This window comes from Candidatus Photobacterium acropomis, assembly GCF_030685555.1.
Lineage (GTDB): Bacteria > Pseudomonadota > Gammaproteobacteria > Enterobacterales > Vibrionaceae > Photobacterium > Photobacterium lucens.
The window spans coordinates 597159-623329 of sequence record NZ_CP131609.1 but is presented as its reverse complement, the minus strand read 5'-3'; the positions used below and the strand labels follow the sequence as shown (position 1 = coordinate 623329).

The following is a 26171-nucleotide window of genomic DNA, read 5'->3' as shown; positions in this document are numbered from 1 at the left end:
ATTACCAACTATCACATGACTAACGTGAAATAAGATTTGTAATACCCGTCATAAACAAAGTATAAACACGAAAAAAAGTCTTTTTAACTCTCACATTGATATCATTAATTTTATTTTTTCTATTACCGATAGTCGATGTTTTTGCATTCCCCGGCTTTACCGGAGATGGCTCTAGACCGTAAATCGCTTGCTTATGCAAATAGGAATTTCTAATAAACACATCAACAGGTAAAATCATCTCCTGACTTGTGTCTATAAATCTCTGTGCACACCGTGGTGATATGATATAACCGGTTGTACATTGAGGAACTTTTAAAAATTTGACTAACTTAATCCCTTGATTATTCTCAACGGTAAAAAAGCGTCGAGTTCGCCAAGGCTCAATTCGAATAAATCCATATTTCTCAATCCACTGATACGCCTGTTGGATCAAGAAGGTAAATTTATCACTTAAGATAAAATCATCCTCTAAAACAACAATTGGCTGATCTAGCTCAACAGCTTTCTCCCATGCTAGAAGGTGGCTTGCATAACAGCCTAATTCACCTGGTAAAGCACTACGACCTCTGTGCAAGATAAATTTAGCTTCATTGTAACGACGAAGTAACGGATGCTCACCTAATCGCCCATCAACAGCATCTAAAATCTCATACTCGATATTGTTTTGCTCCAATACCTGCATCGCTTTTCTTCTTCTTTCTGTTGATGTTGCTAGACTTATAAGCAACACTTTCATTGTTCCTGAACTCATCAATTATGGTTCCATTTTCTCAACTGCCCAAGCCATATATATCCTTGTCAGGACGTACCAATATGGTGAAAATACTTATACAGATATCTCTTCAGAACATCTATTTTATTGTGTATTGTAACCGATAAATATATGGTCGATCACTTATCTCTATATTCACGTACTTTAATGCCATTTTTATTCACTGAGTTCACCAATGAAAATCATGATAATAAGCTCCTATCAGGATGCTTGGAACAGCGTTAGACCCGAAGCCGAAATGTGTATCGAAATGGTCAAGCAAGGCCATGACGTCACTATTATCACCCAAGGTGATGCACCTTATGTCGAGCGCTTTCGTGAAGCAGGTATTACGGTTATTGATTGCTACCCAAGTCGTAAAATTTGCTTTAAAACCATCAAGACCATTCGTCATGAACTGCGTCAACACCATTATGATGTGGTGTATGCGCTAAATTCCAAGACTATTCCGAATGCAGCATTTGCTTGTATTGGTTTCCCTGATACAAAACTTATCAGCTACCGTGGCACGGTTGGCGGTATTTATCGTCATGATCCTTCATCATACTTAACCCATCTTCATCCTCGCGTGAATGGGATTTCTTGTGTCGCAGAAGCGGTTGCAGAATCCGTGAGAAGCGTTGTTAAGTTAGCACCTGAAAAAGTCCAAACCATTTATAAAGGTCACGACTTAGCTTGGTATCAAGCAGATGCTCTGCCGCGAGAGCAACTAGGCTTAACCGATGATGATATTATTGTTACCTGTGTTGCCAACGCACGTAAATCCAAAGGCGTTCATGTTCTACTAGATGCGGCTAAGCAATTAGCCGATATCGAAAATCTGCATCTGGTACTTGTAGGCCGTGATATGGATACAGAAGAAAATGACCAATTGGCAGCGGCGAGTGGTATGCAAGATCGTATTCACTTTTTAGGTTATCGTTCTGATGTGCCTGAAATCATGGCGACATCCGATATCCAAGTACAACCATCAATTAGCGGTGAAGGTCTCCCTAAAACCATTATTGAAGCGATGGCGATGGCAAAACCGTCGGTTGTGACGACCACTGGTGGCAGTAAAGAGCTGGTAGAAGAAGGTAAAACTGGATTTGTGGTTGAAACCAATGATCCTCAAGCATTAGCTGATAAAATTAAGCTATTAGCGCACTCAAAAGAAACCCGAATTGAAATGGGAAAAAATGCACAACAACGCTTACAAACACATTTTTCAATTCAAGAAACAACCAAGCAACAGCTGAACTTCTTTCAAAACGTATAAATCAACGGTTGTAATGTGAAAATATTAATTATTGGCCCATCTTGGGTTGGCGACATGGTGATGTCGCAATGCCTTTATACCGAGCTTAAAAAGCTTCACCCTGAAGCCATCATAGATGTCATGGCACCGGGCTGGTGTAAGCCTGTACTTGAACGTATGCCGGAAATCAATCAAGCGATTGAAATGCCGCTTGGACATGGCGATCTCAATCTATTTGCTCGCTACCAATTAGGGAAAATTCTGCGTGATGACAACTATGATCATGCGTATGTTTTACCTAACTCTGCCAAATCCGCATTAGTACCGCTGTTTGCAAAAATCCCAGTTCGTACCGGCTGGAAAGGCGAGATGCGTTATGGCTTACTCAATGATCTACGCAACAACAAAAAAGCATTCAATTTGATGATTGAGCGTTATATTGCGCTGGCCCATCCGGCAAATGAAATGACAGGCTCTGGCTGTTTAACAGACATGCCATATCCTAAGCTCACCATTGATGCCACAGCACAAAATGATGCGTTAACTAAGTTCGGTTTAAACCGAGAAAGAACGGTAATTGGCTTATGTCCCGGTGCTGAATTTGGTCCAGCAAAACGTTGGCCTGAGCAACATTTTGCAAAAGCTGCCGCAACGCTGATAGAACAAGGTAACCAAGTATGGTTATTTGGCTCCGCCAAAGATCGTGAAGTGACCGATAAAATCAAAGCGAGCCTGCCACAGGAAATGCAAGCGCATTGCCAAAATCTTGCTGGTAATACGTCTTTAATCGAGGCGATTGATTTACTTGCTGCCTGTACAACCGTCGTTAGTAATGACTCTGGTCTGATGCACATTTCAGCCGCTGTTGGCTGTAATATCGTAGCATTATACGGTTCAACATCACCAGGTTATACGCCACCATTGGCAGAGCATGTTGAAGTCTTGCATACCGATATCAGCTGTCGTCCGTGCTTTAAACGAGAGTGCCCATTAGGTCATTTGAAGTGTTTAACCGAGCTGACTCCCGATTTAGTGGTTAATGCGATCAATAAGTTACAACAAGCGTAAGTGAATATGTTACTTAGAATCGTTTACACCCTACTGCTTGCTTTCGTTTCCCCGTTACTTCTGTTTGGGCTATACAAACACAAGCCGGGGAAGCCTCGTTTTGGCGAACGTTGGAAAGAGCATTTTGGTTTTACGCCAGCCATTAATGGTAAAAGTCCTATTTGGATCCATGCCGCATCGGTTGGAGAATCTATTGCGATCACCCCTCTTATCAAAGCGCTAAAAGAGCAATATCCAACACAAGCCATCGTGGTTACGACCACCACCAGCACAGGTGCAGAGCAAATAGCTAAGTTAGGCGATTTGGTCGAGCACCGCTACATGCCAATTGATTTTGCTTGGTGTGTACAAGGTTTTCTAAACGCAGTAAACCCCAAGCTGATGTTGATTGTTGAAAAAGAGCTATGGCTCAACACGCTAGCAACCGTTAAAAAACAGCACATTCCAATTGTGATCGCCAATGCTCGCTTATCTGAGCGCTCGGCAAAGCGTTACCAATCAGCGACATTTTTTACCAAGCCTCTGCTCAAAAACGTTGATAGCATTCTTTGTCTTCATCAGGACGATGCACAGCGTTTTATCGATATTGGTGCGACCAAAGAGAAGGTTACGGTAACTGGATCGATTAAATACGATCTTACTATCGCACCTACGGTTTTCGAGCATGCGACACAACTGCGATCTCAACTAGGTCAAACGCGCCCAGTGTTGATCGCAGCGAGCACTCATAAAGGTGAAGATGAGCAAGTCTTTAGTGCGTTTAAAACCATATTGCAGCACAACGAAAATGCATTACTCATCATCGTTCCTCGCCACCCTGAACGCTTCAATGATGTTGAAATAATGGCAAAAGAGCAGTTCCTGTTATCCGTTCATCGACGTACAGATAAAGAGCCATTTGCACCACAGAGCCAAGTCTATTTGGCCGATACTATGGGTGAAATGCTATTACTGTTGGCTAGCAGTGATGTAACGTTTATGGGAGGCAGTTTGATCGGAAATAAAGTCGGTGGACATAACCTACTAGAACCTGCAGCCGTTGCTAAACCAGCTATAACAGGGCCTAGCTACTACAACTTTATCGATATTACAGAGCAACTACTTCAAGCGAATGCCATTGAGATCTGCCAAGATAGCGCTGAGTTAGCCAAGCAAGTAATAGCCCTGTTTGATAACCCAGAACGTCAGCAAGTGATGGGAGAAAACGGTAAAAAAGTGGTAGAACAAAATCAAGGCGCTGTACAACGCACCATTGATAGTATTACCAACTACCTACATTAAATACGTAGCGATGAGGTCAATTCTCATCGCTCGTTTATCACTAACTATCACCTTGATAGCCATCGCATAGCGCTTGCCAGTCTTGTGGCTGCCATTGAATATTGCGCTTCTTTACTTCTTTGATAAATGAGCGCTCTAAGCGGGCGAGATTGTCTTTTTTCCAACTATCTCCCGGTTGCTGGTAACACTTATCAAAATCAATCAGCCAAACTTGCTGATCCATATCAAGCAAGATGTTATGGGCATTTAAGTCTGTGTGACAAACCTGCAAGTCATGCATTTTACGGATCATGACGCCAATTTGATGCCAAACCGAACTTGGCAAAGAGGATTCGATAAGTAACGCAACGAGATCGCGACTATGAGGAATTTTCTCAACCAAAATATCGGCACGATAAACACAGCCTTTCTTTTCTGCTTTTGCAGCAACAGGACGAGGAACGTTGACTCCCTCTTCTCGTAATACTTTTAACAGCATTAATTCAGCATAACTGCGGGTCTTCTCCCAACCAGTAAACCAATAGCTATCACTCACCAGCTTACCAAACAAGCCACCACGACGGTAATGACGTAATGCCATTTCCATCTTATCGCCAGCAACAAACCAAGTGGTGCCTCGCCCTTGTGCCGAGCCGACAATTGCATTTTGTTGACGCCAAAAATCAATATCGAAGCAACAATGCGGATCGACAGTTAAATAGTTGTCATCAAACCATATCATTTGCTGTTCATGGCTAATTTTCTGCACTGCTGTCTTTCTCCTGTCTATTTTGGTTTATTTTACAATTACCAGCACTAACTGCATAATTCGCTGACCACTTTTTATTAGGTATCACTATGGCTTTGTTTACTACTGCGCCTCAATCCATCTGTATTTTACGCCTATCAGCCATTGGCGATGTTTGTCATGCGATCGCTGTAGTACAAGCCATCCAAAAACATTGGCCCGAAACCAGTATTACATGGGTGGTAGGCAAAACAGAAGCTCAGCTTGTAAGTACACTGCCTAATATCAAGGTGGTTAGTTTTGATAAAAAAGCAGGCTGGCAAGGGATCAAAACGGTATGGCATACTTTGAAAGATCAAAAGTTTGATGCCCTACTCGATATGCAAGTCGCACTGCGTGCTAGCCTGTTATCTTTAGGTATTAAAGCTCGCTATAAAGTGGGTTTTTCACGTCAAAGAGCCAAAGAAGGTCAATGGCTATTTACCAATAAAAAACTACCGCAAACCAATGCTCCCCATGTTCTTGATAATTTTGCTGAGTTTGCACGCTATCTTGGCGTACCGTTTACTGAGCCACATTGGCATATCCCACTATCGAGTGAAGACATTGCCTTTGCACAGCAACATATCAATAAACCGACATTAATCATCTCACCAGCAGCAAGTAAGGATGAGCGAAACTGGCTGACTGAACGCTATGCTGCCGTTGCCGATCATGCTGTTGAGAAGGGATTAAAGGTGATCCTATGTGGCTCACCGACGCAACGAGAGCAAGCCTTGGGTGAATCGATCATACAACATTGTCATCACCCTATTACTAACCTTATTGGTAAAACAAGCCTGATCCAATTAACTGCACTGCTAAAATACGCAACCGTAGTTATTGCACCTGACTCAGGCCCAGCCCATTTAGCCACAACACAAGGCACACCAGTGATCGGTTTATACGGGCACAGTAATCCAACACGCACAGGACCTTACCTTAGCCAACAAAATGTGGTGAGTGTGTATCAACAATTTGCAGAAAAACATTACGGTAAACCCGTCTCAGAGCTTCCTTGGGGTGCTCGAATAAAAGGCAGTGATATTATGACTGCGATTTCCGTTGATGATGTGATCACGCAACTTGATACCATCATCGACTCAGCAACTTTGACTCAATCACAGTGAGAAGACAATGAACCAGCAAAACACCACACCAAGCCTTGCTGTGGCACTGATTGTTAAAAATGAAGCCAAGCATCTGGCAGCATGTTTAGACTCAGTAAAAGATTGGGTTGATGAAATCGTGATCCTTGATTCGGGCAGTAACGATGAAACCGAAACCATTGCCCGTCAATATACCGATAAATTTTTTATCAGTAATGGTTGGCCTGGCTTTGGGCTGCAACGTCAACAAGCACAAACCTTTGTCGAAAGTGATTACATATTATGGCTTGATGCTGACGAACGAGTAACGCCAGAGCTACGTCAGTCTATTCAACAGGCTATTGCAAAGAACCAGCATAATACGGTTTATCAAGTCAATCGTCTTAGCACCGCATTTGGCAAATTTATTCATCACTCTGGTTGGCATCCTGATTGGATTTCTCGCTTACATCGCCGTAATGAAACCCAATATAATGACGTCAAAGTACATGAATCTATTGTGATCCCTGCTAATGGCAAAGTTGAAAAGCTAAGTGGTAATTTAGAACATTACACTTTTGAAGATTTCTTTGAATTTCAACGCAAACAACAAAAGTATGCTGAGCTTTGGGCTGAAGAAAAGTATTTAAAAGGCAAAAAGTCATCGATTGCCTCTGCTGTTATTCACTCAATATTTAGCTTTATTCGAACTTACATTCTTAAAGCGGGATTTTTAGATGGTAAGCATGGGTTCATCATTGCTTGTATAAATGCCCAATACGTCCTAAATAAATACTTAGGCCTTCACCTTAAGCACAAGAAGTAACGACTATTATGACAACTCGAGTAATTTACCCTGGTACTTTCGATCCTATTACTAACGGTCATTTAGACTTAATTGAACGAGCAGCGGCAATGTTTGATCATGTGATTGTTGGCGTTGCTTTCAATCCCAGTAAAAAACCGCTGTTTGATCTTAATGAACGTGTAGAGCTAGCGAGTAAAATTACAGCGCATTTGAATAATGTAGAAATTGTTGGCTTCTCTGGACTATTGGTCGATTTCGCCAAAGAGCACAACGCTAACATTCTAGTGCGTGGTCTTCGTGCGGTATCCGATTTTGAGTACGAGTTTCAGTTAGCCAATATGAATCGTCGCTTGATGCCAGAGTTAGAAACCGTCTTCTTGACCCCAGCTGAAGAGAACTCATTCATTTCTTCAACCATAGTTAAAGAAGTTGCACTACATAAAGGTGATGTTAGTCAGTTTGTTGATCCACTGATCACCACTGCATTATTGGAAAAGTTCGCTAAATAGACATTAAAAAAGGCGCTGAGTGCGCCTTTTTTATTACTTTTGATAATACTCGCGATACCAATCAACAAAGGCTTTTACACCTTCTTTGACTTTCACTTGAGGCTTATAGCCCGTCGCTTTAAATAAATCTTCAGTATCAGCGTACGTCATGTAAACATCACCCGGTTGCATGTCCATGAAGTTTTTCTTCGCTTCCATACCTAGCGCTTCTTCTAACGCTTCAATGTAATCCATCAGCTTTACAGGGCTGCCATGACCGATGTTATACACTCGATAAGGTGCAGAGCTGGTTGCTGGTGAGCCCGCTTCTACCGTCCAATCAGCATTAGGCTGCGGGATCACATCTTGAATACGCATCACACCTTCAACGATATCATCGATGTAAGTAAAATCACGACGCATATCGCCATGGTTGTACACATCAATCTCTTTCCCTTCCATGATTGCATTGGTGAATTTAAACAATGCCATGTCTGGACGTCCCCATGGACCATAAACGGTAAAGAAACGTAGGCCTGTGGTTGGTACGCCATAAAGGTGCGAATAGGTATGTGCCATTAACTCATTGGATTTCTTCGTCGCTGCATACAAAGATATTGGGTGATCAACGCTATCTGCCGTATTAAATGGCGTCTTATGATTTAAGCCATATACTGAGCTTGAAGAGGCATAAACAAGATGCTCAACCTTGTTATGACGGCAACCTTCTAAAATCGTTAGATGTCCAACCAAATTACTATCAGCGTACGCCAGTGGATTATCAATTGAGTAACGCACCCCCGCTTGTGCTGCGAGATGGATCACACGGTTAAATTGCTGCTCAGCAAAGAGATCCGCAATACCATCACGATCGGCTAAATCTAATTCAATGAAGGTAAAGTTAGAATGAGCAATACGGGATAAACGTGCTTGCTTGAGTGAGACGTCATAGTAATCGTTAAGATTATCGATACCGACTACTTGATGGCCTTGGGCACATAAACGCTCTGTCACTGCGCTACCAATAAAACCAGCCACGCCGGTAACAAGATATTTCATACTTTTATCCTCAATAACGCATCATGCAGCGTTACTCAACCTGAAAACTGCGAGCATAATAACATTTTAGCTCAATCAACGAAGGGAAATCCTAAGCAAACCGACTCAATAAATATGATGGTTAGGTTAACTAAAATCGAACCTACTTCTGGCAATCAACACAAAATACTGTCGCTCGTTGACCGATTTTAGCCTCACTTAACGGCTTGCCACACTTTGGACAAGGTTTACCGGCCTTACCATACACCTGCAGCTCTTGTGCAAAATAGCCAGGTTTTCCGTCTGCATTTTTAAAATCTTTTAATGTCGTGCCGCCCTGTTTAATGGCAAAGGCTAATACCGATTTGATCTCTGCCACCAGCTTAGTCATACGAGCAAGTGAGATTTTTCCAGCGGCACGTTTAGGGTGAATACCTGCGGCAAACAAAGATTCATTGGCATAAATATTACCAACACCAACAACCACATGATTATCCATAATAAATTGTTTTATTGCGGTACGTTTCCCTTGGGCCTTTTGATACAAATATTCCACGTTAAATTCGTCGCTCAACGGCTCTGGACCCATTTTCTCAAGCACAGGGTGTGTTACCCCTTTCTCTTCCCATAACCACGCACCAAAGCGCCTAGGATCGTTATAACGCAGTACTTCGCCACTCGTTAGCACCAAATCAACATGATCATGTTTTTCTACCGGGGTTCCTACGGGCAAAACACGTAAACTGCCAGACATGCCTAAATGCACTATGGCATAGCCAGCATCGGTTTCTAACAGCAAGTATTTAGCTCTTCGAGTTACCCTGCGGATCACTTGTCCCTCAATCGCTTTGATGGTGTCAGGAATAGGCCAGCGCAGTCGAGGGTTACGAATAACGATTTCTTTTACAGTTTGATCAACGACATGAGGACTGATCCCCATTCGACTTACTTCTACTTCTGGTAATTCAGGCATGACTCATCTCGTTTTATTTGTTATTTGATAAAGATGTCGGGAACAGATAATCGGCAGCAACCGACACAGCGACCCAATGTTGACCATTATTAAACAGCCAAAATTTGGGCAAGGCATACACGGTTAATCGAATAGGCTCTGCTTGCTGCTCCCCCCACACTTCCACGGTTTGCGGTGGTGGTAGCTGTAAACTCAGCTTTGATATTGTTGCTTCATCCACCACAGTGCCTTGTAGATGTTGCCAACGTTGTACTAATTCACTGGCTGAAATCGATAAGCTAGACGAGCTTTGCCACTGCCCGTTACTTTGCTTAAGCGTGAAAGAAGGGAAAACAACACGCTGAATCACAAGATCAGGCGAGAGGACAAAAACAGTATTAGGAATCTGGCTAGCTTGCTCGGTAACAACCTGTGTCACCGCTTCTTTAGGTGCAAATCGTTCGCGAAGTAAATCTGGCAATTTAATTATCGCGATAAAACACAGCACACCAATGATGATAATGTTATTCCAGCCACGTCGAGTTAAGCGCATTCATCCATTCCTGTCTTATCTTAATGAGAATAAAGATAACACTGGTTAAGTCGTTGCACCATTGGCTGATAAATAACGAACAGAAAAGTCGTTAGTGAAGGGAAATTGGAAAGTAGCAGATATAAAAAAACCCAGCGAGGCTGGGTTTTTATCAAAGAGTGATAAAACCAATTACTTGATTTTAGCTTCTTTGTAAAGCACGTGCTGGCGAACTACTGGATCAAATTTCTTGATCTCAAATTTGCCTGGCATGTTGCGCTTGTTCTTGTCGGTAGTGTAGAAGTGGCCTGTACCAGCAGATGATACTAGACGGATCTTCTCACGAATGCCTTTAGCCATTCTTCAAATCCTCTTAAACGTTCTCACCGCGAGCACGCATTTCACCAAGAACGACATCAATGCCTTTCTTATCGATGATACGCATGCCTTTCGCAGAAAGGCGTAGTTTAACGAAGCGTTTTTCGCTTTCTACCCAGAAACGATGAGTTTGCAGGTTCGGCAGAAAACGACGCTTGGTGGCATTACGTGCGTGTGAACGGTTGTTACCCGTTACAGGACGCTTACCAGTTACTTGGCATACTCGGGACATTACTGTCTTCTCCAAATCGTTTCAGCTCGATATCTACTGTGGAAAATTCACTGCAAAAAAATATTTCACAGATAACCACAGCTATCAAAGGTCGCGCATTATACTAAGTCAAAACCAGTTGCTCAAGTCCCGAGCAGATTCTTTCTCACTTTTTTAACGAAACTTTGGCTATTTTATAGCCAACCACGCTCAGCGAAAGAGACAATCTCCCCGTCACCAATAACAAAATGATCAAGAACACGAATATCGACCAAAGCCAGCGAATCGCTGATTTTGCGGGTTATTCGACGGTCTGCCTGACTAGGTTCAGCGACGCCTGACGGGTGATTATGCGCTAAAATGAGCGCCGCTGCATTAAGTTCTAGCGATCTTTTTACAACTTCACGTGGATAAACGCTCGCGCAATCGATAGTTCCTTCAAATAATGTCTCTCCGTTGATCACCCGATGTTGGTTGTCTAGAAACAGGATATAAAAGGCTTCTCGGTGTTTATCTCGCAATTTTTGCGCCAAATATCGACGGGTATTTTGCGGACTAGTGAGCACATCATCTTTTTTTAAAGTTTCTTCTAAATATCGTTCGCCTAACGCCAAAACGGCCTGTAAAAGTGCAAATTTTGCAGGTCCCAATCCTTTCATCTGGCAAAATATCTGTTTTTCAGCCCCTAGCAGCGAACGCAACGAGCCAAACTCATCGAGCAAATGGGTGGCTAATTCCAAAGCATTCATCCCTTGGGTGCCGGTGCGTAAAAAAATGGCTAATAATTCAGCATCAGTTAATGCATCTGAACCATGAGATAATAATTTCTCTCGTGGTCGTGACGCTTCTGGCAATTGCTTAAGTGACATAACCTCTCCCTTTGGTATGCCATAAGCAAAACAGCTACGACTAATTTCACAACCAAGATAAATGAGGTTTGAGAAAATCTTCACAACACTAACGTAATCGACAAAAATCACAGTGCTCAAATTGCGAGAAACACAGTATTCTATCGCCGCAAGAGTTGATCCCAAGCGATGATCACAAACCACTTTGATGGTATCTTGTTGCCAATTTTATAGCCCCAAGAGACAGGCAGACTGATGCAAACACTGGCAGGAAAAAAAATCCTTCTCGGCATTAGCGGCGGTATCGCTGCTTACAAATGTGCAGAGCTCACTCGACGCTTAATCGAGCGTGGCGCACAAGTTCATGTGGTAATGACCAAGGCAGCCAAAGAGTTTATTACCCCACTCACAATGCAAGCCGTATCAGGCCACCCTGTCGCTGATAGCTTACTTGATCCATCAGCAGAAGCCTCTATGGGGCACATTGAGTTGGCAAAATGGGCTGATCTTGTCTTACTGGCTCCTGCGACTGCTGACTTAATTGCTCGCGTGAGCGCTGGCATGGGTAACGATTTACTCTCAACCCTATGTCTTGCTACTGATGCCCCTATTGCGGTAGCACCTGCGATGAATCAACAGATGTACCGAAACATTGCTACCCAAGAGAATATCGCTACGTTAAAGCGCCGAGGTTTTCATATTTGGGGACCTGCAAGCGGTGAGCAAGCCTGTGGCGATGTTGGTCCTGGTCGCATGTTAGAGCCAATGCAACTCGTTCACTTATGTGAAGACTTCTTCCTGCCGCAAGACCTTAGTGATCTAAACATTGTGGTGACGGCAGGTCCAACCCGAGAAGCGATTGATCCGGTACGTTATTTAAGTAACTACAGCTCAGGGAAGATGGGTTATGCCATAGCTCAAGCTGCCGCTAAACGTGGTGCAAATGTCACGCTGATCAGTGGCCCTGTTAACCTAACGACACCCAATGGGGTTAGTCGCGTTGATGTTAAAAGCGCACAAGAGATGCACCAAGCCGCATTAGAACATGCGGTAGACAACCACATTTTTATTGCTTGTGCGGCTGTTGCTGATTTTCGTCCAGCTCACGTTGCTGAGCAGAAAATGAAAAAGCAAGATGGTCATGATGAGATGGTAATTCAACTTGTGAAGAATCCTGACATCGTGGCAAGCGTTGCCGCTCTCACAGACAGTCGTCCATTTACGGTTGGCTTTGCCGCTGAAACCCAAAATGTGGAGCAATATGCCCGTGGCAAACTGGCAAATAAAAATCTTGATGTGATTTGTGCTAACGATGTATCAGTTCAAGGACAAGGCTTTAACAGCGATAGCAACGCCCTACATCTGTATTGGCCTAACGGAGATAAAGCCTTACCACTGGCGGCAAAATCCGAGCTTGGGCTGCAATTAATCAATGAAATTGTTAATCTTTACCAACAAGCGAACCACTAGAGCTAACTATGAATAGTATCGATCTTAAAATTCTTGACCCTCGTGTCGGTAACGAATTTCCACTACCCGCTTACGCGACTGAAGGCTCTGCTGGCCTTGATTTACGTGCATGTCTAGATGAAGCCCTAACAGTCGCACCGGGTGAAACTCACCTTGTTCCGACGGGCCTTGCTATTCACATTGGCGATCCAAACCTTGCAGCAACCATTTTGCCACGTTCAGGTTTAGGTCATAAACACGGCATCGTATTAGGGAACCTTGTTGGCTTAATTGACTCTGATTACCAAGGTCAACTTATGGTATCAGTGTGGAACCGTGGTGATACTACATTTACCATTGAGCCTGGCGATCGCATAGCTCAGCTGGTATTCCTCCCTGTAGTACAAGCGCAATTTAATATCGTTGAAGATTTTAATAGCACCGAGCGTGGTGAAGGTGGCTTTGGTCATTCAGGCCGTAGCTAGTCCTATTGATGTTAAAAAAGCGTGATCTGGTAAGTCTTGTATTATCCATTTTGATGATAAGATGAGCACCACGTATGACAGCAAAAGCGCAAGCATTTTCGCCTGCGCTTTTTTTGCGGATAAAAGTTCATACATTTCTATTGCGCTACTTTTCACAACGCCAAGGCATCGCTAAGATAGGCGGGTTTCACACTGTCCATGGACAGTCTCATTTTGTAAAGGAACGATAAATTCATGGCAGGCACCAAAAAGAACAATCGCCGCGAAGAAATACTTCAGTGCTTAGCGCACATGCTGGAGTCGAATCAAGGCAGTCAACGTATCACCACTAAAATGCTAGCCGCGAATGTTGGAGTCTCAGAAGCCGCACTCTACCGCCATTTCCCAAGCAAAGCGCGTATGTTTGAAGGCTTAATTGAATTTATCGAAGATTCAATTACCACGCGCATTAACCGCATTTTAGATGACGAAAAAGATACGCTGAATCGCTTACGTATGGTGATGCAGTTCATTCTAATGTTTGCTGAGCGTAACCCAGGCCTGACTCGTATCATGACGGGCCATGCTCTGATGTTTGAACAAGATCGTCTTCAATCTCGTATTAATCAACTGTTCGAACGTGTTGAATCTCAGCTTCGCCAGATCTTAAAAGAGCGTAAATTACGTGAAGGTAAAGGCTTTCCAATTGATGAGTCAGTTTTAGCAGCACAGCTTCTAGGTCAAGTAGAAGGCAGCTTAAACCGCTACGTTCGCTCAAGCTTTAAGTACAAGCCAACAGCAAACTTTGATGATTACTGGACGCTATTAAGCGCACAGCTAAACTAATCAAGCCTAGCAACAAACAAAAAAGCGAGAGCCTTAGCCCTCGCTTTTTTATTATTCATTACAAATGTTGTTACACACCGAACTCTGCACGGTACGCTTTTACCGCTTCAAGGTGTTGCTCCATACCCGCTTGCTCAGAAAGGTATGTCACCACATCGCCTAGCGAGACAATCGAAATCACCGCACAACCAAAATCACGCTCAACTTCTTGAATTGCTGATAGCTCACCTTGACCTTTTTCTTGACGATCAATAGCAACCAGCACACCCGCTAAATCTGCGCCATTCGCTTTAATGATTTCCATGGATTCACGAATTGCTGTACCAGCAGTGATCACGTCATCGACTAACATGATACGGCCTTCTAGCGCACTACCGACTAAGTTGCCACCTTCACCATGGTTTTTAGCCTCTTTACGGTTAAAACAGTATGGCGTGTCTACATCGTGATGATCAGCCAGCGCAACCGCCGTTGTTGTTGCAATTGGAATACCTTTGTAGGCAGGGCCAAATAACACATCAAATTCAATCTTGGCATCAACCAAAGCTTCAGCATAAAAACGACCAAGACGCGCTAAGTCGCGACCGGTATTAAATAAGCCAGCATTAAAGAAATACGGGCTCTTACGACCGGATTTCAGTGTGAACTCACCAAATTTCAATACGCCTTTCTCTAGGGCAAATTCGATGAACTGACGCTGATATGCTTTCATTGTGTCTCCTTAAACTACTTCTCTGTGTTTTAACAATGTACCTGTTACCTAAACTTATGCTTTGGTAACCACCAAAACAGACATGCACTCCGCACGGAACTCTGCTTTAGGCAAAAAAAAGCGGTTCCCAATAGGAACCGCTTAAAAATTAATTTTCCAACGCTTGTTTCTGCATTGAAATAATGTCGTTAATGCCGTCTTTCGCTAACGCCAGCATTGCTAGTAATTCTTCGTGACTGAAAGCTTCACCCTCGGCAGTGCCTTGGATTTCAATCATCTTACCTTCTTCAGTCATCACCACGTTCATGTCGGTTTCAGCCGCTGAATCTTCAAGGTATTCCAAATCGCAAATTGGCTCACCGTTGTAAATACCAACAGAAACCGCAGCAACCATCCCTTTTAGTGGATTCTTTTTGATCATGCCTTTTTCTAGCATGTAGTTGATAGCATCAACCAGTGCCACCATCGCACCAGTAATAGATGCCGTGCGTGTGCCACCATCGGCTTGGATCACATCACAGTCAACCGTGATCATCTGCTCACCTAGCACTTCCAGATCAACCGCTGCTCGTAAGCTACGTGCGATTAGACGTTGGATCTCCATCGTACGGCCACCTTGCTTACCGTTCGCTGCTTCACGACGATTACGAGTGTGAGTAGCACGTGGCAACATGCCGTATTCAGCTGTCACCCAACCTTGGCCTTTACCTTTTAGCCAACGCGGAACATTTTCTTCTACACTCGCCGTACAAATAACTTTGGTATTGCCAAACTCGACCAGTACTGAACCTTCAGCATGAGCCGTGTATTGACGAGTAATAGTGATTGGACGAACTTGATTCGCACTTCTTCCGCTTGGACGCATCGGGATTTCCCTTTGGCTGGATGATATTAACCGGCGATTATAGCGATAACTCAATCCCAGTGCACGAGAAAACGATTACGTAAACCGACAAACAGTAGCCCCTCGATGCCAATATCGCATATAATCTCTACACCCGGTAACGACGCACCTCGTTCTTTATTATCAAGACTTATCGTGGGTAACGGTAAGTTAGTCGTCGCACCATTCACAACTTTAAGGTTCACAAGCCATGATCCATAGTATGACTGCGTATGCCCGTCGCGAAATTAAAGGCGATTGGGGTACAGCTGTGTGGGAAATCCGCTCAGTAAACCAGCGTTATCTTGAAACTTACATTCGTATGCCTGAGCAATTCCGTAGCTTAGAGCCCGTATTACGTGAGCGTTTCCGTAAACGTCTTGCTCGCGGTAAGGTTGAGTGTAACCTACGTTTTGAAGCCAACATTGCAGCAAACACTGAGCTAACCATCAATGAAGAGTTAGCAAAACAAGTGATTCACGCTGCGAAATGGGTAAAAGAGACTGCTGGTGAAGGTAACATCGGCCCATTCCAAGTACTTAACTGGCCGGGTGTGATGGAAGCACCAGAGCAAGATCTCGATACAATCAACAAAGATCTACTGGCTGGGTTTGAATTAGCTATTGATGATTTCATCGCGGCACGTGCTAGCGAAGGTGAAAACATGAAGCAGCTGATCGACCAACGTCTTGATGCGATTTCTGCAGAAGCGACCAAAGTTCGCAGCATGATGCCAGAGATCATCAACTGGCAGCGTGAGCGCATTATGTCTCGCCTAGAAGAAGCCAAAGTTGACCTTGATGCTAACCGTATTGAACAAGAGCTGATCATGCTAGCGCAAAAGAGCGATGTCGCAGAAGAGCTAGATCGCCTAGATTCTCACGTCAAAGAAACCCAGAAAATCTTGGCTAAAGGTGGCGCTTGTGGCCGTCGTTTAGACTTTATGATGCAAGAGTTCAACCGTGAATCGAACACCCTTGCATCTAAATCGATCAATACCGAAGTGACTGCTTCTGCTGTAGAGCTAAAAGTATTGATTGAACAGATGCGCGAACAAATTCAGAACATCGAATAACTGTCATCGTTTTAACATCAAGGGAGCTTAGGCTTCCTTGATGATTTATATATAAATAGCTTCCGTTATGAAAATCCCATCAAAGCCAACTAGGCTTAAGCTATATTCAGCAAAAAGATGAATTTTCCAACAACTAGCTAATTTCAATTATGCGCAGATCATGATAATCTTCGCGCCCTTCTATCACTGAGTGAAAATAGGCAATGAGCAAAGGTACTCTATACATCGTGTCGGCCCCAAGCGGTGCTGGTAAATCAAGTCTGATTAATGCCCTTCTTGAAACTAACCCGACCTATGACATGAAAGTATCCGTGTCCCATACCACTCGCGGCATGCGCCCGGGCGAAGAGCACGGTGTTCATTACAATTTCGTTAGCGTAGAAGAATTTACTGACTTGGTAGAACAAGGTGCATTCCTTGAACATGCGGAAGTATTCGGCAACTACTATGGCACTTCACGTCCATGGATCGAAGCGCAATTAGCAAAAGGTATCGACGTATTCCTTGATATCGATTGGCAAGGTGCGCGTCAAATTCGCAAACTGATGCCAGCGGCTAAGAGCATCTTCATCCTACCACCATCAAAAGAAGAACTAGAGCGTCGTCTAAATACACGCGGTCAAGACAGCGAAACTGTTATTGCCCGCCGTATGCAAGAAGCACGTTCTGAGATCTCTCATTTCGATGAATACGATTACGTTATCGTTAATGACGATTTCGATGTTGCTTTAATTGATTTTAAGGCAATTATTCGTGCAGAACGATTGAAGCAAGACAAGCAAGCTGCTAAATATAAAAGCATGTTGTCTGCACTACTAGCAGATCAGTAAGTTATTTTGTACAATTTTCAATCCTAATTTATATAACCACTGGAGTCCTCCATGGCACGCGTAACCGTTCAAGACGCTGTTGATAAAATTGGCAACCGTTTCGATCTGATCCAAATTGCTGCTCGCCGCGCACGTCAAATGCAAACAGGCGGTAAGGATCCACTGGTTCCTGAAGAAAACGACAAGTACACAGTAATTGCACTTCGTGAAATCGAAGAAGGTCTAATTACTAAAGATATCCTAGATGCTCGCGAGCGTCAGGAACTGCAAGAGCAAGAAGCTGCAGAACTAGCAGCAGTTAGTGCTATTGCTGGCGACCACCGTTAATCAGGGAACCGGGCGAATTGTATCTTTTTGATAGCCTGAAAGAAGTCGCAATCGAGTACCTGCCAGAGCCTCAACTAGAGGCTCTTCGGCAGGCTTTTCTCGTTGCTCGCGACGCACACGAAGGGCAAACTCGCTCCACTGGCGAGCCTTATATTATCCACCCCGTTGCGGTTGCTCGCATCTTGGCGGAAATGCGTCTCGATATTGAAACGCTCATGGCGGCATTGCTTCATGACGTTATCGAAGATACCGAGGTCACCAAGGAAGATCTTGCCAGCCGTTTTGGCGACACTGTTGCTGAACTGGTCGATGGCGTATCGAAACTTGATAAATTAAAGTTTCGCGATCGTAAGGAAGCACAAGCTGAAAACTTCCGCAAAATGATCATGGCCATGGCGCATGACATTCGCGTAATTTTAATTAAGCTAGCTGACCGTACCCACAATATGCGAACCCTTGGCGCACTGCGTCCAGATAAGCGTCGTCGTATTGCCCGCGAAACCCTTGAAATATTCTCTCCTCTTGCCCACCGTCTGGGTATTCATAACATCAAATCTGAACTTGAAGAGCTTGGCTTTGAAGCGTTATACCCAAATCGCTACCGTGTATTAAAACAAGTTGTAGCAGCGGCACGTGGTAACCGTAAAGAGATGATCAATAAAATTCACGCTGAAATTGAGGGTCGCCTCAGTGATGCGGGAATTAATGCTACCGTATTAGGTCGCGAGAAAAATTTGTACTCCATCTATAACAAGATGAAGAACAAAGAGCAGCGTTTCCACTCCATCATGGATATCTATGCATTCCGTGTGCTTGTGAGTGATTTAGATACCTGCTACCGCGTATTAGGACAAGTACATAACCTGTACAAACCGCGTCCTAGCCGCATGAAAGACTATATTGCAATCCCGAAAGCCAATGGCTATCAATCACTGCATACCTCGCTTGTTGGCCCTCATGGTGTTCCTGTTGAAGTACAAATTCGTACCGAAGACATGGATCAAATGGCAGACAAAGGTGTTGCTGCGCACTGGACCTACAAAGATGGCGAAAGCTCAGGTACTACCGCGCAAGTAAAAGCCCAGCGTTGGATGCAAAGCTTACTTGAACTTCAACAAAGTGCAGGTAGCTCATTTGAATTTATTGAGAACGTAAAATCCGATCTCTTCCCAGATGAGATTTACGTTTTCACCCCGAAAGGCCGTATCGTTGAATTGCCTGTTGGCGCAACGGCGGTAGATTTCGCTTACGCAGTACATACCGATGTCGGTAATGCTTGTGTCGGCTCTCGCGTAGATCGCCAGCCTTACCCATTAAGTAAGCCGCTGAAAAACGGTCAAACCATTGAAATTATCAGTGCTCCTGGGGCACGTCCGAATGCGGCATGGTTAAACTATGTTGTGACTTCTCGTGCGCGCACTAAGATCCGTCAAGTACTGAAAACCATGCGTCGTGATGAATCGATCACTCTCGGTCGTCGTCTACTCAATCATGCACTTGGTGGCGCTAGCCTTGATAGTATCGCCAGTGAAAACGTCACTAAGGTGCTAACTGATCTTAAACTCAATTCAATAGAAGATCTTCTCGCTGAAATTGGTTTGGGTGAAGTAATGAGTGTGGTGATCGCCCGTCGTTTCTTAGGTAATGCTGATGAGCTAACACCAAAAGAAAATGACCGTCGCCTACCGATCCAAGGTGCTGATGGTATTCTGCTCACCTTTGCTAACTGTTGTCACCCAATCCATGGCGATCCAATTATTGCCCATGTGAGCCCGGGTAAAGGTTTGGTTATTCACCGTGAAGAATGTGCCAATGTTCGTGGTTATCGAAAAGAACCCGATAAGTACATGGCGGTGGAGTGGAGTGAAGATTTCGATCAAGAATTTGTCACTTGTTTGAAAGTCGATATGCAAAACCACCAAGGTGCCTTAGCCGATCTAACGAATACCATTGCAGCTACAGGCTCTAATATCCAAGGCTTAGCAACGGAAGAAAAAGACGGTCGCTTGTACACCATCACAGTGAAGCTCACCACACGTAGCCGAATTCACTTGGCTAACATTATGCGTCGCATTCGAATTATGCCTAATGTTGTGCGTGTCGCTCGCCAGAAAAACTAGCTTTTAACGCTCAGTTTTCATCATCAAAACGCCCTTTATTGGGCGTTTTGTGTATTTGGCAATAAAGCCTTATTATCATCCACCTATCTCTATTATTTATTTTCTTAGGTAATCTCCATGACCCCAGATCGTTTTCAACGTATCCATGAAGTATTGGCAACACGTCAGCCCGATCTGACGGTATGTATGGAAGAAGTCCATAAGCCGAATAATGTCTCAGCTATCATTCGCACTGCTGATGCGGTTGGTGTTCACAAAGTCCATGCGGTTTGGCCTAAAGAAGGCATGCGTGTACTAAGCCACACCTCAGCTGGTGCTCGAAACTGGGTTGAATTAGACACTCACGATTCGATGGTGGAAGCTGTTCAAACGTTAAAAGATCAAGGCATGCAAGTACTTGCAACTAACCTGTCAGACACCGCCATTGATTTTCGTGAAGTGGATTACACCAAACCGACAGCGATCATTTTAGGTGGCGAGAAAAACGGGATCACTGCCGAAGCGCTTTCACTGGCAGATCAAGATATCATTATCCCAATGGTTGGCATGGTACAGTCATTAAATGTATCGGTAGCCAGTGCACTGATTTTGTATGAAGCACAACGCCAACGCCAAAATGCAGGTATGTATGAGCGTGAGAAAACCTTGCTGCCTGATGATGTCGTCAACCGTATTTTGTTTGAACGAGGCCACCCTGTGCTCGCAAAAGTTGCGAAGCAAAAAGGCTTACCATATCCACAATTAGATGATGAAGGTCAGATTGTGGCAGATGAAACATGGTGGGCTGCAATGCAAGCGAAAAAGGTGAAAACACGCCAACTTGTAACAGATAAGGACGAGTAATGAGTGGACAACTCCTCAATACCATATCGCTAGGTGAACTCTCTGGCGTTGGAGCAAAAATGGCAGAAAAGCTGGAAAAGATTGGGCTTAACAACGTCCAAGATTTGCTGTTTCATTTGCCACTGCGCTATGAGGATCGCACTCGTATTTGGCCAATTAACCGTGCCATGCCGGGGCAACATCTCACCGTTCAAGGTGAAGTCCACCATACCAGTATTACTTTCGGTAAGCGTAAAATGCTGGCGGTAAAAATCGGTGATGGTACTGGTTCGGTAACCCTGCGCTTTTTTAACTTCAATGCGGCGATGAAAAATAGCTTCGCTGAAGGTAAACAAGTTAAAGCCTATGGCGAAATTAAAGGCAGTAAATTCGGTCTTGAAATCATTCACCCTGATTACCGTATTTTCTCAGAGCCGACCGAGCTCAGCGTTGAAGAAACCTTAACGCCTGTGTATCCAACCACTGATGGCTTACGCCAACTGACGCTACGTAACTTGACTGATCAAGCGCTCAACTTGCTTGATAAAGCCGCTGTCACTGAGCTACTGCCAGAAGGTTTATACGACCGTCAAATGACCCTCGCCCAAGCACTGCGTTTAATGCATCGTCCAACGCCTGATATTTCTCTCGATCAACTGGACGCAGGTAAACACCCTGCTCAACATCGTTTGATTTTAGAAGAGCTACTAGCGCAAAATTTATCAATGCTGGCACTGCGTAGCAAAGGGCAACAACATAATGCTTGGCCGCTTGCCGCGAAAGATACCTTAAAGCAACAACTACTCGATAGTCTGCCTTTCTCACCAACAGGTGCTCAGCAGCGCGTGGTGGCAGATATTGAAACCGATCTTGCCAAAGCCCAACCTATGATGCGTTTAGTGCAAGGTGATGTGGGCTCAGGTAAAACCTTGGTCGCCGCACTTGCAGCGCTACGTGCCATTGAGCATGGCTATCAAGTGGCATTAATGGCCCCCACTGAATTGCTGGCAGAGCAACATGCGATCAACTTTGCCAATTGGCTTAATCCGATGGGAATCCAGGTTGGTTGGCTGGCAGGTAAGCTAAAAGGGAAAGCCCGTGAAACCGAGCTAACTCGTATTGCTAGCGGCGAAGTAAAAATGGTGGTCGGCACCCATGCGCTGTTCCAAGATCACGTAAAGTTCGACAACTTAGCTTTAGTCATCATTGATGAACAACACCGCTTTGGTGTCCATCAACGTTTAGAGCTACGTGAAAAAGGCGCCAATGACGGACGCTATCCACACCAACTGGTGATGACGGCAACACCGATCCCTCGCACATTAGCCATGACAGCTTATGCTGATATGGACACCTCGATCATTGATGAACTGCCTCCTGGGCGAACACCGATCCAAACTGTGGCGTTGCCTGATGCTCGTCGTGCAGAAATCATTGAGCGTATTCGCTCAGCTTGTCTTAACGAAGGTCGCCAAGCTTATTGGGTCTGTACGTTAATTGATGAATCTGAAGTCCTAGAAGCACAAGCCGCTTCTGATACCGCTGATGAACTGACAGGCTTACTGCCAGATCTGAAAATTGGCTTGGTACACGGGCGAATGAAGGCACAAGAAAAGCAAGCTGTGATGGCAAGTTTTAAAGCTGGCGAGCTTGATTTGCTGGTTGCGACAACGGTAATTGAAGTGGGCGTTGATGTGCCCAATGCAAGCTTGATGGTCATTGAAAATCCTGAGCGTTTAGGTTTAGCACAGCTGCATCAGCTTCGTGGGCGTGTTGGTCGAGGCAAAGTGGCGAGTCACTGTGTCCTGCTTTATCACGCACCGCTATCGAAAACCGCACAAAAGCGTTTAGGCGTACTACGTGAAAGTAGCGATGGTTTTGTGATTGCTCAACGTGACTTAGAAATTCGTGGCCCCGGTGAGTTACTTGGCACAAAACAAACCGGTATTGCTGAATTTAAAGTTGCCGATCTTATCCGCGACCAATACTTAATTCCCCAAGTACAAAAACTGGCGCGTTATATTCACGATAACTACCCTGATAACGCCAAAGCAATTATTGACCGCTGGCTAGGTCAGCGAGAAAACTACTCCAACGCCTAATTACCAGTACAACAAAAAGCCCACAGCGAGCAACTCACTGTGGGCTTTTTCTATTCTATGCTGTGCAGGTTTACAGCTTTAGCTTATGTAGCGGTAAGGTCACTTCAACACGTAGACCGCCTTCACTACGGTTACGGACTAAAATCACCCCATCATGTTGATCCACAATTCGCTTCACAATCGCTAAACCTAAACCTGTTCCTTCCGCTTCACTGCCTCGAGCTGAATCACCGCGAGTTAATGGCTGGAACATTTTCGTCACCTGATCAGGCGCAATACCCGGACCATCATCTTCGACACAGAACCATGCGGATTTGCGATCTACAGACGCACCACTTGAGATTTTCACCCAACCATTACCATAGCGTTGCGCGTTCACCACAAGGTTCGCGACGGCACGTTTTAGCGCAACTGCGTTTGCTGACACCGTACCTGGGATCTCACCTAATTGTTGCTCTATGGTTTTGCTATATCCACCTTCAGTATGCGCAACATCAAGCAGCAAGGTATTGAGATCTAACTCTTCTTCTTCCTGCTTCTTGGTCGACTTTAGATAATCCATAAACTGACTGATGATCGCATTACACTCTTCAGTATCAGTGATCATCGATTCCGCTAAATAACTATCTTCAGGAGACATCATTTCTGTTGCCAAGCGAATACGGGTTAATGGCGTTCGTAAATCATGACTAACACCTGCCATTAACAATGCGCGATCTTCTTCTAGCTGCTTAATGCCCTGCGACATCTGATTAAATGCTTTCGTTACCGAGCGAATTTCCGATGCGCCTTGCTCCGGAAGTTGTGGTGGTGTTTCCCCACGCCCTACCATTAATGCTGCTTGCTCAAGCTCCATCAACGGGCGGTTTTGGATCCGAATAAATAACCAGCCGCCAGCAATCACAAGAAAGGCAATGATCAGGCTATAGCGAAATAGCGGAGCAAAGTCTTCTTCTTGTAATTCTGATAGCGGTACTCGCATTAAGAAATTCGGCATTGCATCGGTTTTAAGCCACAAGACATAGCTGTCAGCACCGAGCAGCAAACGAACATCGGTTGGCGAACCAAGATCTTTGGTCATCTGCTCACTGAGATAACCGATATGCATCGCATCATCGAAAGGTTTGGCGGCTTCACTATTAGGGGCAATTAAGGTTAACCCTAACTCTTCTAATAATTTGCGACGTAGAGGACGGTCAAGATGAACACATTGATCATCAGGCATTGCCAATTCATCATTAAGCATCAACTTCACTTCATAAGATAAGATACGGTTGAATTGCTGGATGCTTGGCAATAAGGCGTAATTGACGATGGTCAGATACGAAAAAATCTGGCTTGCGATAAGCAAGCCAGCTAGAAGAATTAACGTTCGACCAAAGGTACTTTTTGGCGATAAACGCATGGCTTACGCCTCACGACCGTCAGGAACAAATACGTAACCTAAGCCCCACACGGTTTGAATGTAGCGAGGACGGCTTGGATCTTCTTCCACCATACGACGTAGACGTGAGATCTGTACGTCGATAGAACGTTCCATTGCAGAGTACTCACGACCGCGCGCCATATTCATTAGCTTGTCACGAGACATTGGCTCACGGGCATTGGTAACCAGTGCTTTCAATACTGCAAACTCGCCGGATGTCAGTGGCATTGGAACATCACCACGGAACATTTCGCGAGTGCCTAAGTTTAGGCGGAACTCGCCAAACTCAATCATCTTACTATCAACACTCGGTGCGCCCGGTGCTTCAATGGTTTGACGACGTAATACAGCACGAATACGTGCTAGCAGCTCACGAGGATTAAATGGTTTTGGCAGATAATCATCTGCACCCACTTCAAGACCCACAATACGATCAACCTCATCGCCTTTTGCTGTTAGCATCAAAATAGGCAACATGTTGTTCGCATTACGTAAGCGGCGACAAATTGATAAACCATCTTCACCTGGTAGCATTAAATCCAATACCATTAAGTGAAAAGTTTCGCGAGCTAATAAGCGATCCATTTGTTCGCCATTCGCTACACTTCGAACCTGAAATCCTTGCTCAGATAAATAACGTTCCAATAGTGCGCGTAAACGCATGTCATCATCAACAACCAGAACTTTGTAATTTTCTTGCATAATCCACCTTCAGCGGTCGAGGTCTTGAGCTTTTGCCGTAGTGTACGTCAGCTCACTGAACAGACTCAGAATTTCCTGCGTTTTTTTCAGGCAAATATGTAACAGAGTATGTATATGCGCTTTATGCGCTAGATACGCGTTTGAGTCAATTAAGTAATCATAAAATCGCTAAAATGATGTGAAAACTAGGGTTGCATCATAGATAAATATCACCTAAAAGCCTCAAGTGCTTGTTACATCTTATTTTAATATCTTCATATATTGAAACCTACCGCGACAATTTATTATTGCGCTTATTGACCCATAAGGATAAGCGTTAGATCATCGCCCTATTTCTCATTCACGCCATGTTATAAGGATAGCCATGAGAACCAACCTAGTGACACGTGAAGGTTACAATAAATTAAAACAAGAGCTCGACTTCTTATGGCGTGAAGAGCGCCCAGAAGTCACCAAGAAAGTCACATGGGCCGCGAGCCTAGGTGATAGATCAGAGAACGCTGATTATCAATACAATAAGAAACGCTTACGTGAAATCGACCGACGAGTGCGCTTTTTACGTAAACGTCTTGATGTATTAAAAGTGATTGATTACTCGCCGCAACAAGATGGCAAAGTGTTCTTTGGTGCATGGGTAGAAATTGAAAACGACGACGGCGATCAGAAAACATTTCGCATCGTTGGCCCTGACGAAATTTACGGTCGTAACGACTATATCTCGATTGATTCCCCTATGGCACGTGCACTGCTTAGCAAAGAAGTAGATGACGATATTGTTGTGACCACACCGCTTGGTAAAAAAGAATGGTTTATTAATGACATTCGCTATGACACCCATGCTGAGTAATTAACAATACTCTTACTCCATTTATAGAAGCTGCCAGCGATGCTCGCAGCTTCTTTCTTTTATGCTGTTTTTTCTGCTCACTGACACACTCTTAACACC

Annotated in this window: 29 protein-coding genes; 16 read left to right on the top strand and 13 right to left on the bottom strand. The window is 44.3% G+C overall.

Features of this window, described 5'->3' with window-relative positions:
* Positions 1–19: 19 nt before the first annotated feature.
* Positions 20–751, bottom strand: a complete 732-nt coding sequence (locus Q7657_RS09555; RefSeq protein ID WP_107166707.1) for a glycosyltransferase family 25 protein — start codon at positions 749–751, stop codon at positions 20–22.
* A 196-nt stretch (positions 752–947) separates the two neighbouring features.
* On the opposite strand from Q7657_RS09555, the gene Q7657_RS09550 reads away from it, so the two are divergent.
* The 3 genes from Q7657_RS09550 to waaA are packed head-to-tail and all read left to right on the top strand — an operon-like array spanning position 948 to position 4358.
* Entirely contained in the window at positions 948–2030 is a 1083-nt protein-coding gene (locus tag Q7657_RS09550; protein WP_107166708.1) for a glycosyltransferase family 4 protein, read from the top strand.
* 15 nt (positions 2031–2045) lie between these two features.
* Entirely contained in the window at positions 2046–3077 is a 1032-nt protein-coding gene (gene waaF / locus Q7657_RS09545) for a lipopolysaccharide heptosyltransferase II (RefSeq protein ID WP_107166709.1), read from the top strand.
* A gap of 6 nt (positions 3078–3083) precedes the next feature.
* On the top strand, positions 3084–4358 hold the full coding sequence (waaA, locus tag Q7657_RS09540; RefSeq protein ID WP_107166710.1) for a lipid IV(A) 3-deoxy-D-manno-octulosonic acid transferase: 1275 nt from the start codon (positions 3084–3086) through the stop codon (positions 4356–4358).
* 40 nt (positions 4359–4398) lie between these two features.
* Here waaA and Q7657_RS09535 read toward each other — a convergent pair whose 3' ends face one another.
* Complete coding sequence (locus Q7657_RS09535) at positions 4399–5106, bottom strand: 3-deoxy-D-manno-octulosonic acid kinase (protein ID WP_053987457.1); 708 nt, start codon at positions 5104–5106, stop codon at positions 4399–4401.
* 89 nt (positions 5107–5195) lie between these two features.
* Between Q7657_RS09535 and Q7657_RS09530 the strand changes: the two genes are divergently transcribed.
* From Q7657_RS09530 to coaD, 3 genes are read left to right on the top strand one after another with little or no spacing between them, the layout of a single operon-like run.
* Positions 5196–6254: a glycosyltransferase family 9 protein gene (locus tag Q7657_RS09530; protein WP_107166711.1), complete on the top strand. Its 1059-nt coding sequence runs from the start codon at positions 5196–5198 to the stop codon at positions 6252–6254.
* A 7-nt stretch (positions 6255–6261) separates the two neighbouring features.
* Positions 6262–7038 carry a glycosyltransferase family 2 protein gene (locus Q7657_RS09525; protein ID WP_107166712.1) on the top strand — a complete coding sequence of 259 codons (777 nt, stop codon included), beginning with the start codon at positions 6262–6264 and terminating at the stop codon, positions 7036–7038.
* A gap of 8 nt (positions 7039–7046) precedes the next feature.
* Positions 7047–7529, top strand: coding sequence for a pantetheine-phosphate adenylyltransferase (gene coaD / locus Q7657_RS09520; protein ID WP_060989450.1), 483 nt, complete (start codon positions 7047–7049; stop codon positions 7527–7529).
* Between the two features lie 33 nt (positions 7530–7562).
* On the opposite strand, the gene Q7657_RS09515 is transcribed toward coaD, so the two are convergent.
* The 6 genes from Q7657_RS09515 to radC all read right to left on the bottom strand — a co-directional run bounded on the left by Q7657_RS09515 (position 7563) and on the right by radC (position 11488).
* Positions 7563–8567, bottom strand: coding sequence for an NAD-dependent epimerase (locus Q7657_RS09515; RefSeq protein ID WP_107166713.1), 1005 nt, complete (start codon positions 8565–8567; stop codon positions 7563–7565).
* 142 nt (positions 8568–8709) lie between these two features.
* Positions 8710–9519, bottom strand: coding sequence for a bifunctional DNA-formamidopyrimidine glycosylase/DNA-(apurinic or apyrimidinic site) lyase (gene mutM / locus Q7657_RS09510; protein ID WP_107166714.1), 810 nt, complete (start codon positions 9517–9519; stop codon positions 8710–8712).
* Positions 9520–9532: 13 nt separating this feature from the next.
* Positions 9533–10051, bottom strand: a complete 519-nt coding sequence (locus tag Q7657_RS09505) for a hypothetical protein (protein ID WP_107166715.1) — start codon at positions 10049–10051, stop codon at positions 9533–9535.
* A 171-nt stretch (positions 10052–10222) separates the two neighbouring features.
* Complete coding sequence (gene rpmG / locus Q7657_RS09500; RefSeq protein WP_005371942.1) at positions 10223–10390, bottom strand: 50S ribosomal protein L33; 168 nt, start codon at positions 10388–10390, stop codon at positions 10223–10225.
* A gap of 13 nt (positions 10391–10403) precedes the next feature.
* On the bottom strand, positions 10404–10640 hold the full coding sequence (gene rpmB / locus Q7657_RS09495; protein ID WP_005371944.1) for a 50S ribosomal protein L28: 237 nt from the start codon (positions 10638–10640) through the stop codon (positions 10404–10406).
* A 173-nt stretch (positions 10641–10813) separates the two neighbouring features.
* Positions 10814–11488: a RadC family protein gene (gene radC, locus Q7657_RS09490; protein WP_060989446.1), complete on the bottom strand. Its 675-nt coding sequence runs from the start codon at positions 11486–11488 to the stop codon at positions 10814–10816.
* 234 nt (positions 11489–11722) lie between these two features.
* Here radC and coaBC point away from each other — a divergent pair, with 234 nt between their 5' ends.
* From coaBC to slmA, 3 genes are all read left to right on the top strand, one after another.
* Positions 11723–12937: a bifunctional phosphopantothenoylcysteine decarboxylase/phosphopantothenate--cysteine ligase CoaBC gene (gene coaBC, locus Q7657_RS09485; RefSeq protein ID WP_107166716.1), complete on the top strand. Its 1215-nt coding sequence runs from the start codon at positions 11723–11725 to the stop codon at positions 12935–12937.
* Between the two features lie 8 nt (positions 12938–12945).
* On the top strand, positions 12946–13401 hold the full coding sequence (dut, locus tag Q7657_RS09480; protein ID WP_053987447.1) for a dUTP diphosphatase: 456 nt from the start codon (positions 12946–12948) through the stop codon (positions 13399–13401).
* Between the two features lie 234 nt (positions 13402–13635).
* The gene (gene slmA / locus Q7657_RS09475) at positions 13636–14226 is read left to right on the top strand and encodes a nucleoid occlusion factor SlmA (RefSeq protein ID WP_053987446.1); all 591 of its coding nucleotides are present in this window, start codon (positions 13636–13638) and stop codon (positions 14224–14226) included.
* Between the two features lie 70 nt (positions 14227–14296).
* Here slmA and pyrE read toward each other — a convergent pair whose 3' ends face one another.
* The 3 genes from pyrE to Q7657_RS09460 all read right to left on the bottom strand — a co-directional run bounded on the left by pyrE (position 14297) and on the right by Q7657_RS09460 (position 16027).
* Complete coding sequence (pyrE, locus tag Q7657_RS09470; RefSeq protein WP_053987445.1) at positions 14297–14938, bottom strand: orotate phosphoribosyltransferase; 642 nt, start codon at positions 14936–14938, stop codon at positions 14297–14299.
* Positions 14939–15086: 148 nt separating this feature from the next.
* Complete coding sequence (gene rph / locus Q7657_RS09465) at positions 15087–15803, bottom strand: ribonuclease PH (protein ID WP_107166717.1); 717 nt, start codon at positions 15801–15803, stop codon at positions 15087–15089.
* A gap of 50 nt (positions 15804–15853) precedes the next feature.
* A complete protein-coding gene (locus tag Q7657_RS09460) occupies positions 15854–16027 on the bottom strand; it encodes a hypothetical protein (protein ID WP_155395145.1) in 174 nt (57 codons plus the stop codon).
* A gap of 5 nt (positions 16028–16032) precedes the next feature.
* On the opposite strand from Q7657_RS09460, the gene Q7657_RS09455 reads away from it, so the two are divergent.
* The 6 genes from Q7657_RS09455 to recG all read left to right on the top strand — a co-directional run bounded on the left by Q7657_RS09455 (position 16033) and on the right by recG (position 23097).
* On the top strand, positions 16033–16896 hold the full coding sequence (locus tag Q7657_RS09455; protein ID WP_008988188.1) for a YicC/YloC family endoribonuclease: 864 nt from the start codon (positions 16033–16035) through the stop codon (positions 16894–16896).
* A 203-nt stretch (positions 16897–17099) separates the two neighbouring features.
* Positions 17100–17726, top strand: a complete 627-nt coding sequence (gene gmk / locus Q7657_RS09450; protein WP_053987444.1) for a guanylate kinase — start codon at positions 17100–17102, stop codon at positions 17724–17726.
* A 51-nt stretch (positions 17727–17777) separates the two neighbouring features.
* Positions 17778–18053 carry a DNA-directed RNA polymerase subunit omega gene (gene rpoZ / locus Q7657_RS09445; RefSeq protein WP_005371960.1) on the top strand — a complete coding sequence of 92 codons (276 nt, stop codon included), beginning with the start codon at positions 17778–17780 and terminating at the stop codon, positions 18051–18053.
* A gap of 17 nt (positions 18054–18070) precedes the next feature.
* Positions 18071–20173: a bifunctional GTP diphosphokinase/guanosine-3',5'-bis pyrophosphate 3'-pyrophosphohydrolase gene (gene spoT, locus Q7657_RS09440; protein ID WP_107166718.1), complete on the top strand. Its 2103-nt coding sequence runs from the start codon at positions 18071–18073 to the stop codon at positions 20171–20173.
* Between the two features lie 117 nt (positions 20174–20290).
* The gene (trmH, locus tag Q7657_RS09435) at positions 20291–21016 is read left to right on the top strand and encodes a tRNA (guanosine(18)-2'-O)-methyltransferase TrmH (RefSeq protein WP_107166719.1); all 726 of its coding nucleotides are present in this window, start codon (positions 20291–20293) and stop codon (positions 21014–21016) included.
* Positions 21016–23097 carry an ATP-dependent DNA helicase RecG gene (gene recG / locus Q7657_RS09430; protein WP_107166720.1) on the top strand — a complete coding sequence of 694 codons (2082 nt, stop codon included), beginning with the start codon at positions 21016–21018 and terminating at the stop codon, positions 23095–23097. Before trmH ends, recG begins: the two co-directional genes overlap by 1 nt.
* Before the next feature lie 70 nt (positions 23098–23167).
* On the opposite strand, the gene envZ is transcribed toward recG, so the two are convergent.
* Together envZ and ompR are read right to left on the bottom strand one after the other, a co-directional pair.
* A complete protein-coding gene (gene envZ, locus Q7657_RS09425; RefSeq protein ID WP_008988193.1) occupies positions 23168–24502 on the bottom strand; it encodes a two-component system sensor histidine kinase EnvZ in 1335 nt (444 codons plus the stop codon).
* 3 nt (positions 24503–24505) lie between these two features.
* Positions 24506–25225 carry an osmolarity response regulator transcription factor OmpR gene (gene ompR / locus Q7657_RS09420; RefSeq protein ID WP_008988194.1) on the bottom strand — a complete coding sequence of 240 codons (720 nt, stop codon included), beginning with the start codon at positions 25223–25225 and terminating at the stop codon, positions 24506–24508.
* A gap of 364 nt (positions 25226–25589) precedes the next feature.
* Between ompR and greB the strand changes: the two genes are divergently transcribed.
* Positions 25590–26072, top strand: coding sequence for a transcription elongation factor GreB (greB, locus tag Q7657_RS09415; protein WP_023933863.1), 483 nt, complete (start codon positions 25590–25592; stop codon positions 26070–26072).
* Positions 26073–26171 lie beyond the last annotated feature (99 nt).

Bases quoted from the DNA above. Each gene is read 5' to 3' on its own strand.
- Q7657_RS09530 (WP_107166711.1), top strand. From the start codon at position 5,196: ATGGCTTTGTTTACTACTGCGCCTCAATCCATCTGTATTTTACGCCTA.
- rpoZ (WP_005371960.1), top strand. From the start codon at position 17,778: ATGGCACGCGTAACCGTTCAAGACGCTGTTGATAAAATTGGCAACCGT.
- trmH (WP_107166719.1), top strand. From the start codon at position 20,291: ATGACCCCAGATCGTTTTCAACGTATCCATGAAGTATTGGCAACACGT.
- rph (WP_107166717.1), bottom strand. From the start codon at position 15,803: ATGCGTCCAAGCGGAAGAAGTGCGAATCAAGTTCGTCCAATCACTATT.
- radC (WP_060989446.1), bottom strand. From the start codon at position 11,488: ATGTCACTTAAGCAATTGCCAGAAGCGTCACGACCACGAGAGAAATTA.
- recG (WP_107166720.1), top strand. From the start codon at position 21,016: ATGAGTGGACAACTCCTCAATACCATATCGCTAGGTGAACTCTCTGGC.
- rpmB (WP_005371944.1), bottom strand. From the start codon at position 10,640: ATGTCCCGAGTATGCCAAGTAACTGGTAAGCGTCCTGTAACGGGTAAC.
- pyrE (WP_053987445.1), bottom strand. From the start codon at position 14,938: ATGAAAGCATATCAGCGTCAGTTCATCGAATTTGCCCTAGAGAAAGGC.
- Q7657_RS09550 (WP_107166708.1), top strand. From the start codon at position 948: ATGAAAATCATGATAATAAGCTCCTATCAGGATGCTTGGAACAGCGTT.
- Q7657_RS09515 (WP_107166713.1), bottom strand. From the start codon at position 8,567: ATGAAATATCTTGTTACCGGCGTGGCTGGTTTTATTGGTAGCGCAGTG.
- Q7657_RS09525 (WP_107166712.1), top strand. From the start codon at position 6,262: ATGAACCAGCAAAACACCACACCAAGCCTTGCTGTGGCACTGATTGTT.
- ompR (WP_008988194.1), bottom strand. From the start codon at position 25,225: ATGCAAGAAAATTACAAAGTTCTGGTTGTTGATGATGACATGCGTTTA.
- slmA (WP_053987446.1), top strand. From the start codon at position 13,636: ATGGCAGGCACCAAAAAGAACAATCGCCGCGAAGAAATACTTCAGTGC.
- Q7657_RS09555 (WP_107166707.1), bottom strand. From the start codon at position 751: ATGAGTTCAGGAACAATGAAAGTGTTGCTTATAAGTCTAGCAACATCA.
- greB (WP_023933863.1), top strand. From the start codon at position 25,590: ATGAGAACCAACCTAGTGACACGTGAAGGTTACAATAAATTAAAACAA.
- rpmG (WP_005371942.1), bottom strand. From the start codon at position 10,390: ATGGCTAAAGGCATTCGTGAGAAGATCCGTCTAGTATCATCTGCTGGT.
- coaD (WP_060989450.1), top strand. From the start codon at position 7,047: ATGACAACTCGAGTAATTTACCCTGGTACTTTCGATCCTATTACTAAC.
- envZ (WP_008988193.1), bottom strand. From the start codon at position 24,502: ATGCGTTTATCGCCAAAAAGTACCTTTGGTCGAACGTTAATTCTTCTA.
- mutM (WP_107166714.1), bottom strand. From the start codon at position 9,519: ATGCCTGAATTACCAGAAGTAGAAGTAAGTCGAATGGGGATCAGTCCT.
- waaA (WP_107166710.1), top strand. From the start codon at position 3,084: ATGTTACTTAGAATCGTTTACACCCTACTGCTTGCTTTCGTTTCCCCG.
- Q7657_RS09505 (WP_107166715.1), bottom strand. From the start codon at position 10,051: ATGCGCTTAACTCGACGTGGCTGGAATAACATTATCATCATTGGTGTG.
- gmk (WP_053987444.1), top strand. From the start codon at position 17,100: ATGAGCAAAGGTACTCTATACATCGTGTCGGCCCCAAGCGGTGCTGGT.
- dut (WP_053987447.1), top strand. From the start codon at position 12,946: ATGAATAGTATCGATCTTAAAATTCTTGACCCTCGTGTCGGTAACGAA.
- Q7657_RS09455 (WP_008988188.1), top strand. From the start codon at position 16,033: ATGATCCATAGTATGACTGCGTATGCCCGTCGCGAAATTAAAGGCGAT.
- coaBC (WP_107166716.1), top strand. From the start codon at position 11,723: ATGCAAACACTGGCAGGAAAAAAAATCCTTCTCGGCATTAGCGGCGGT.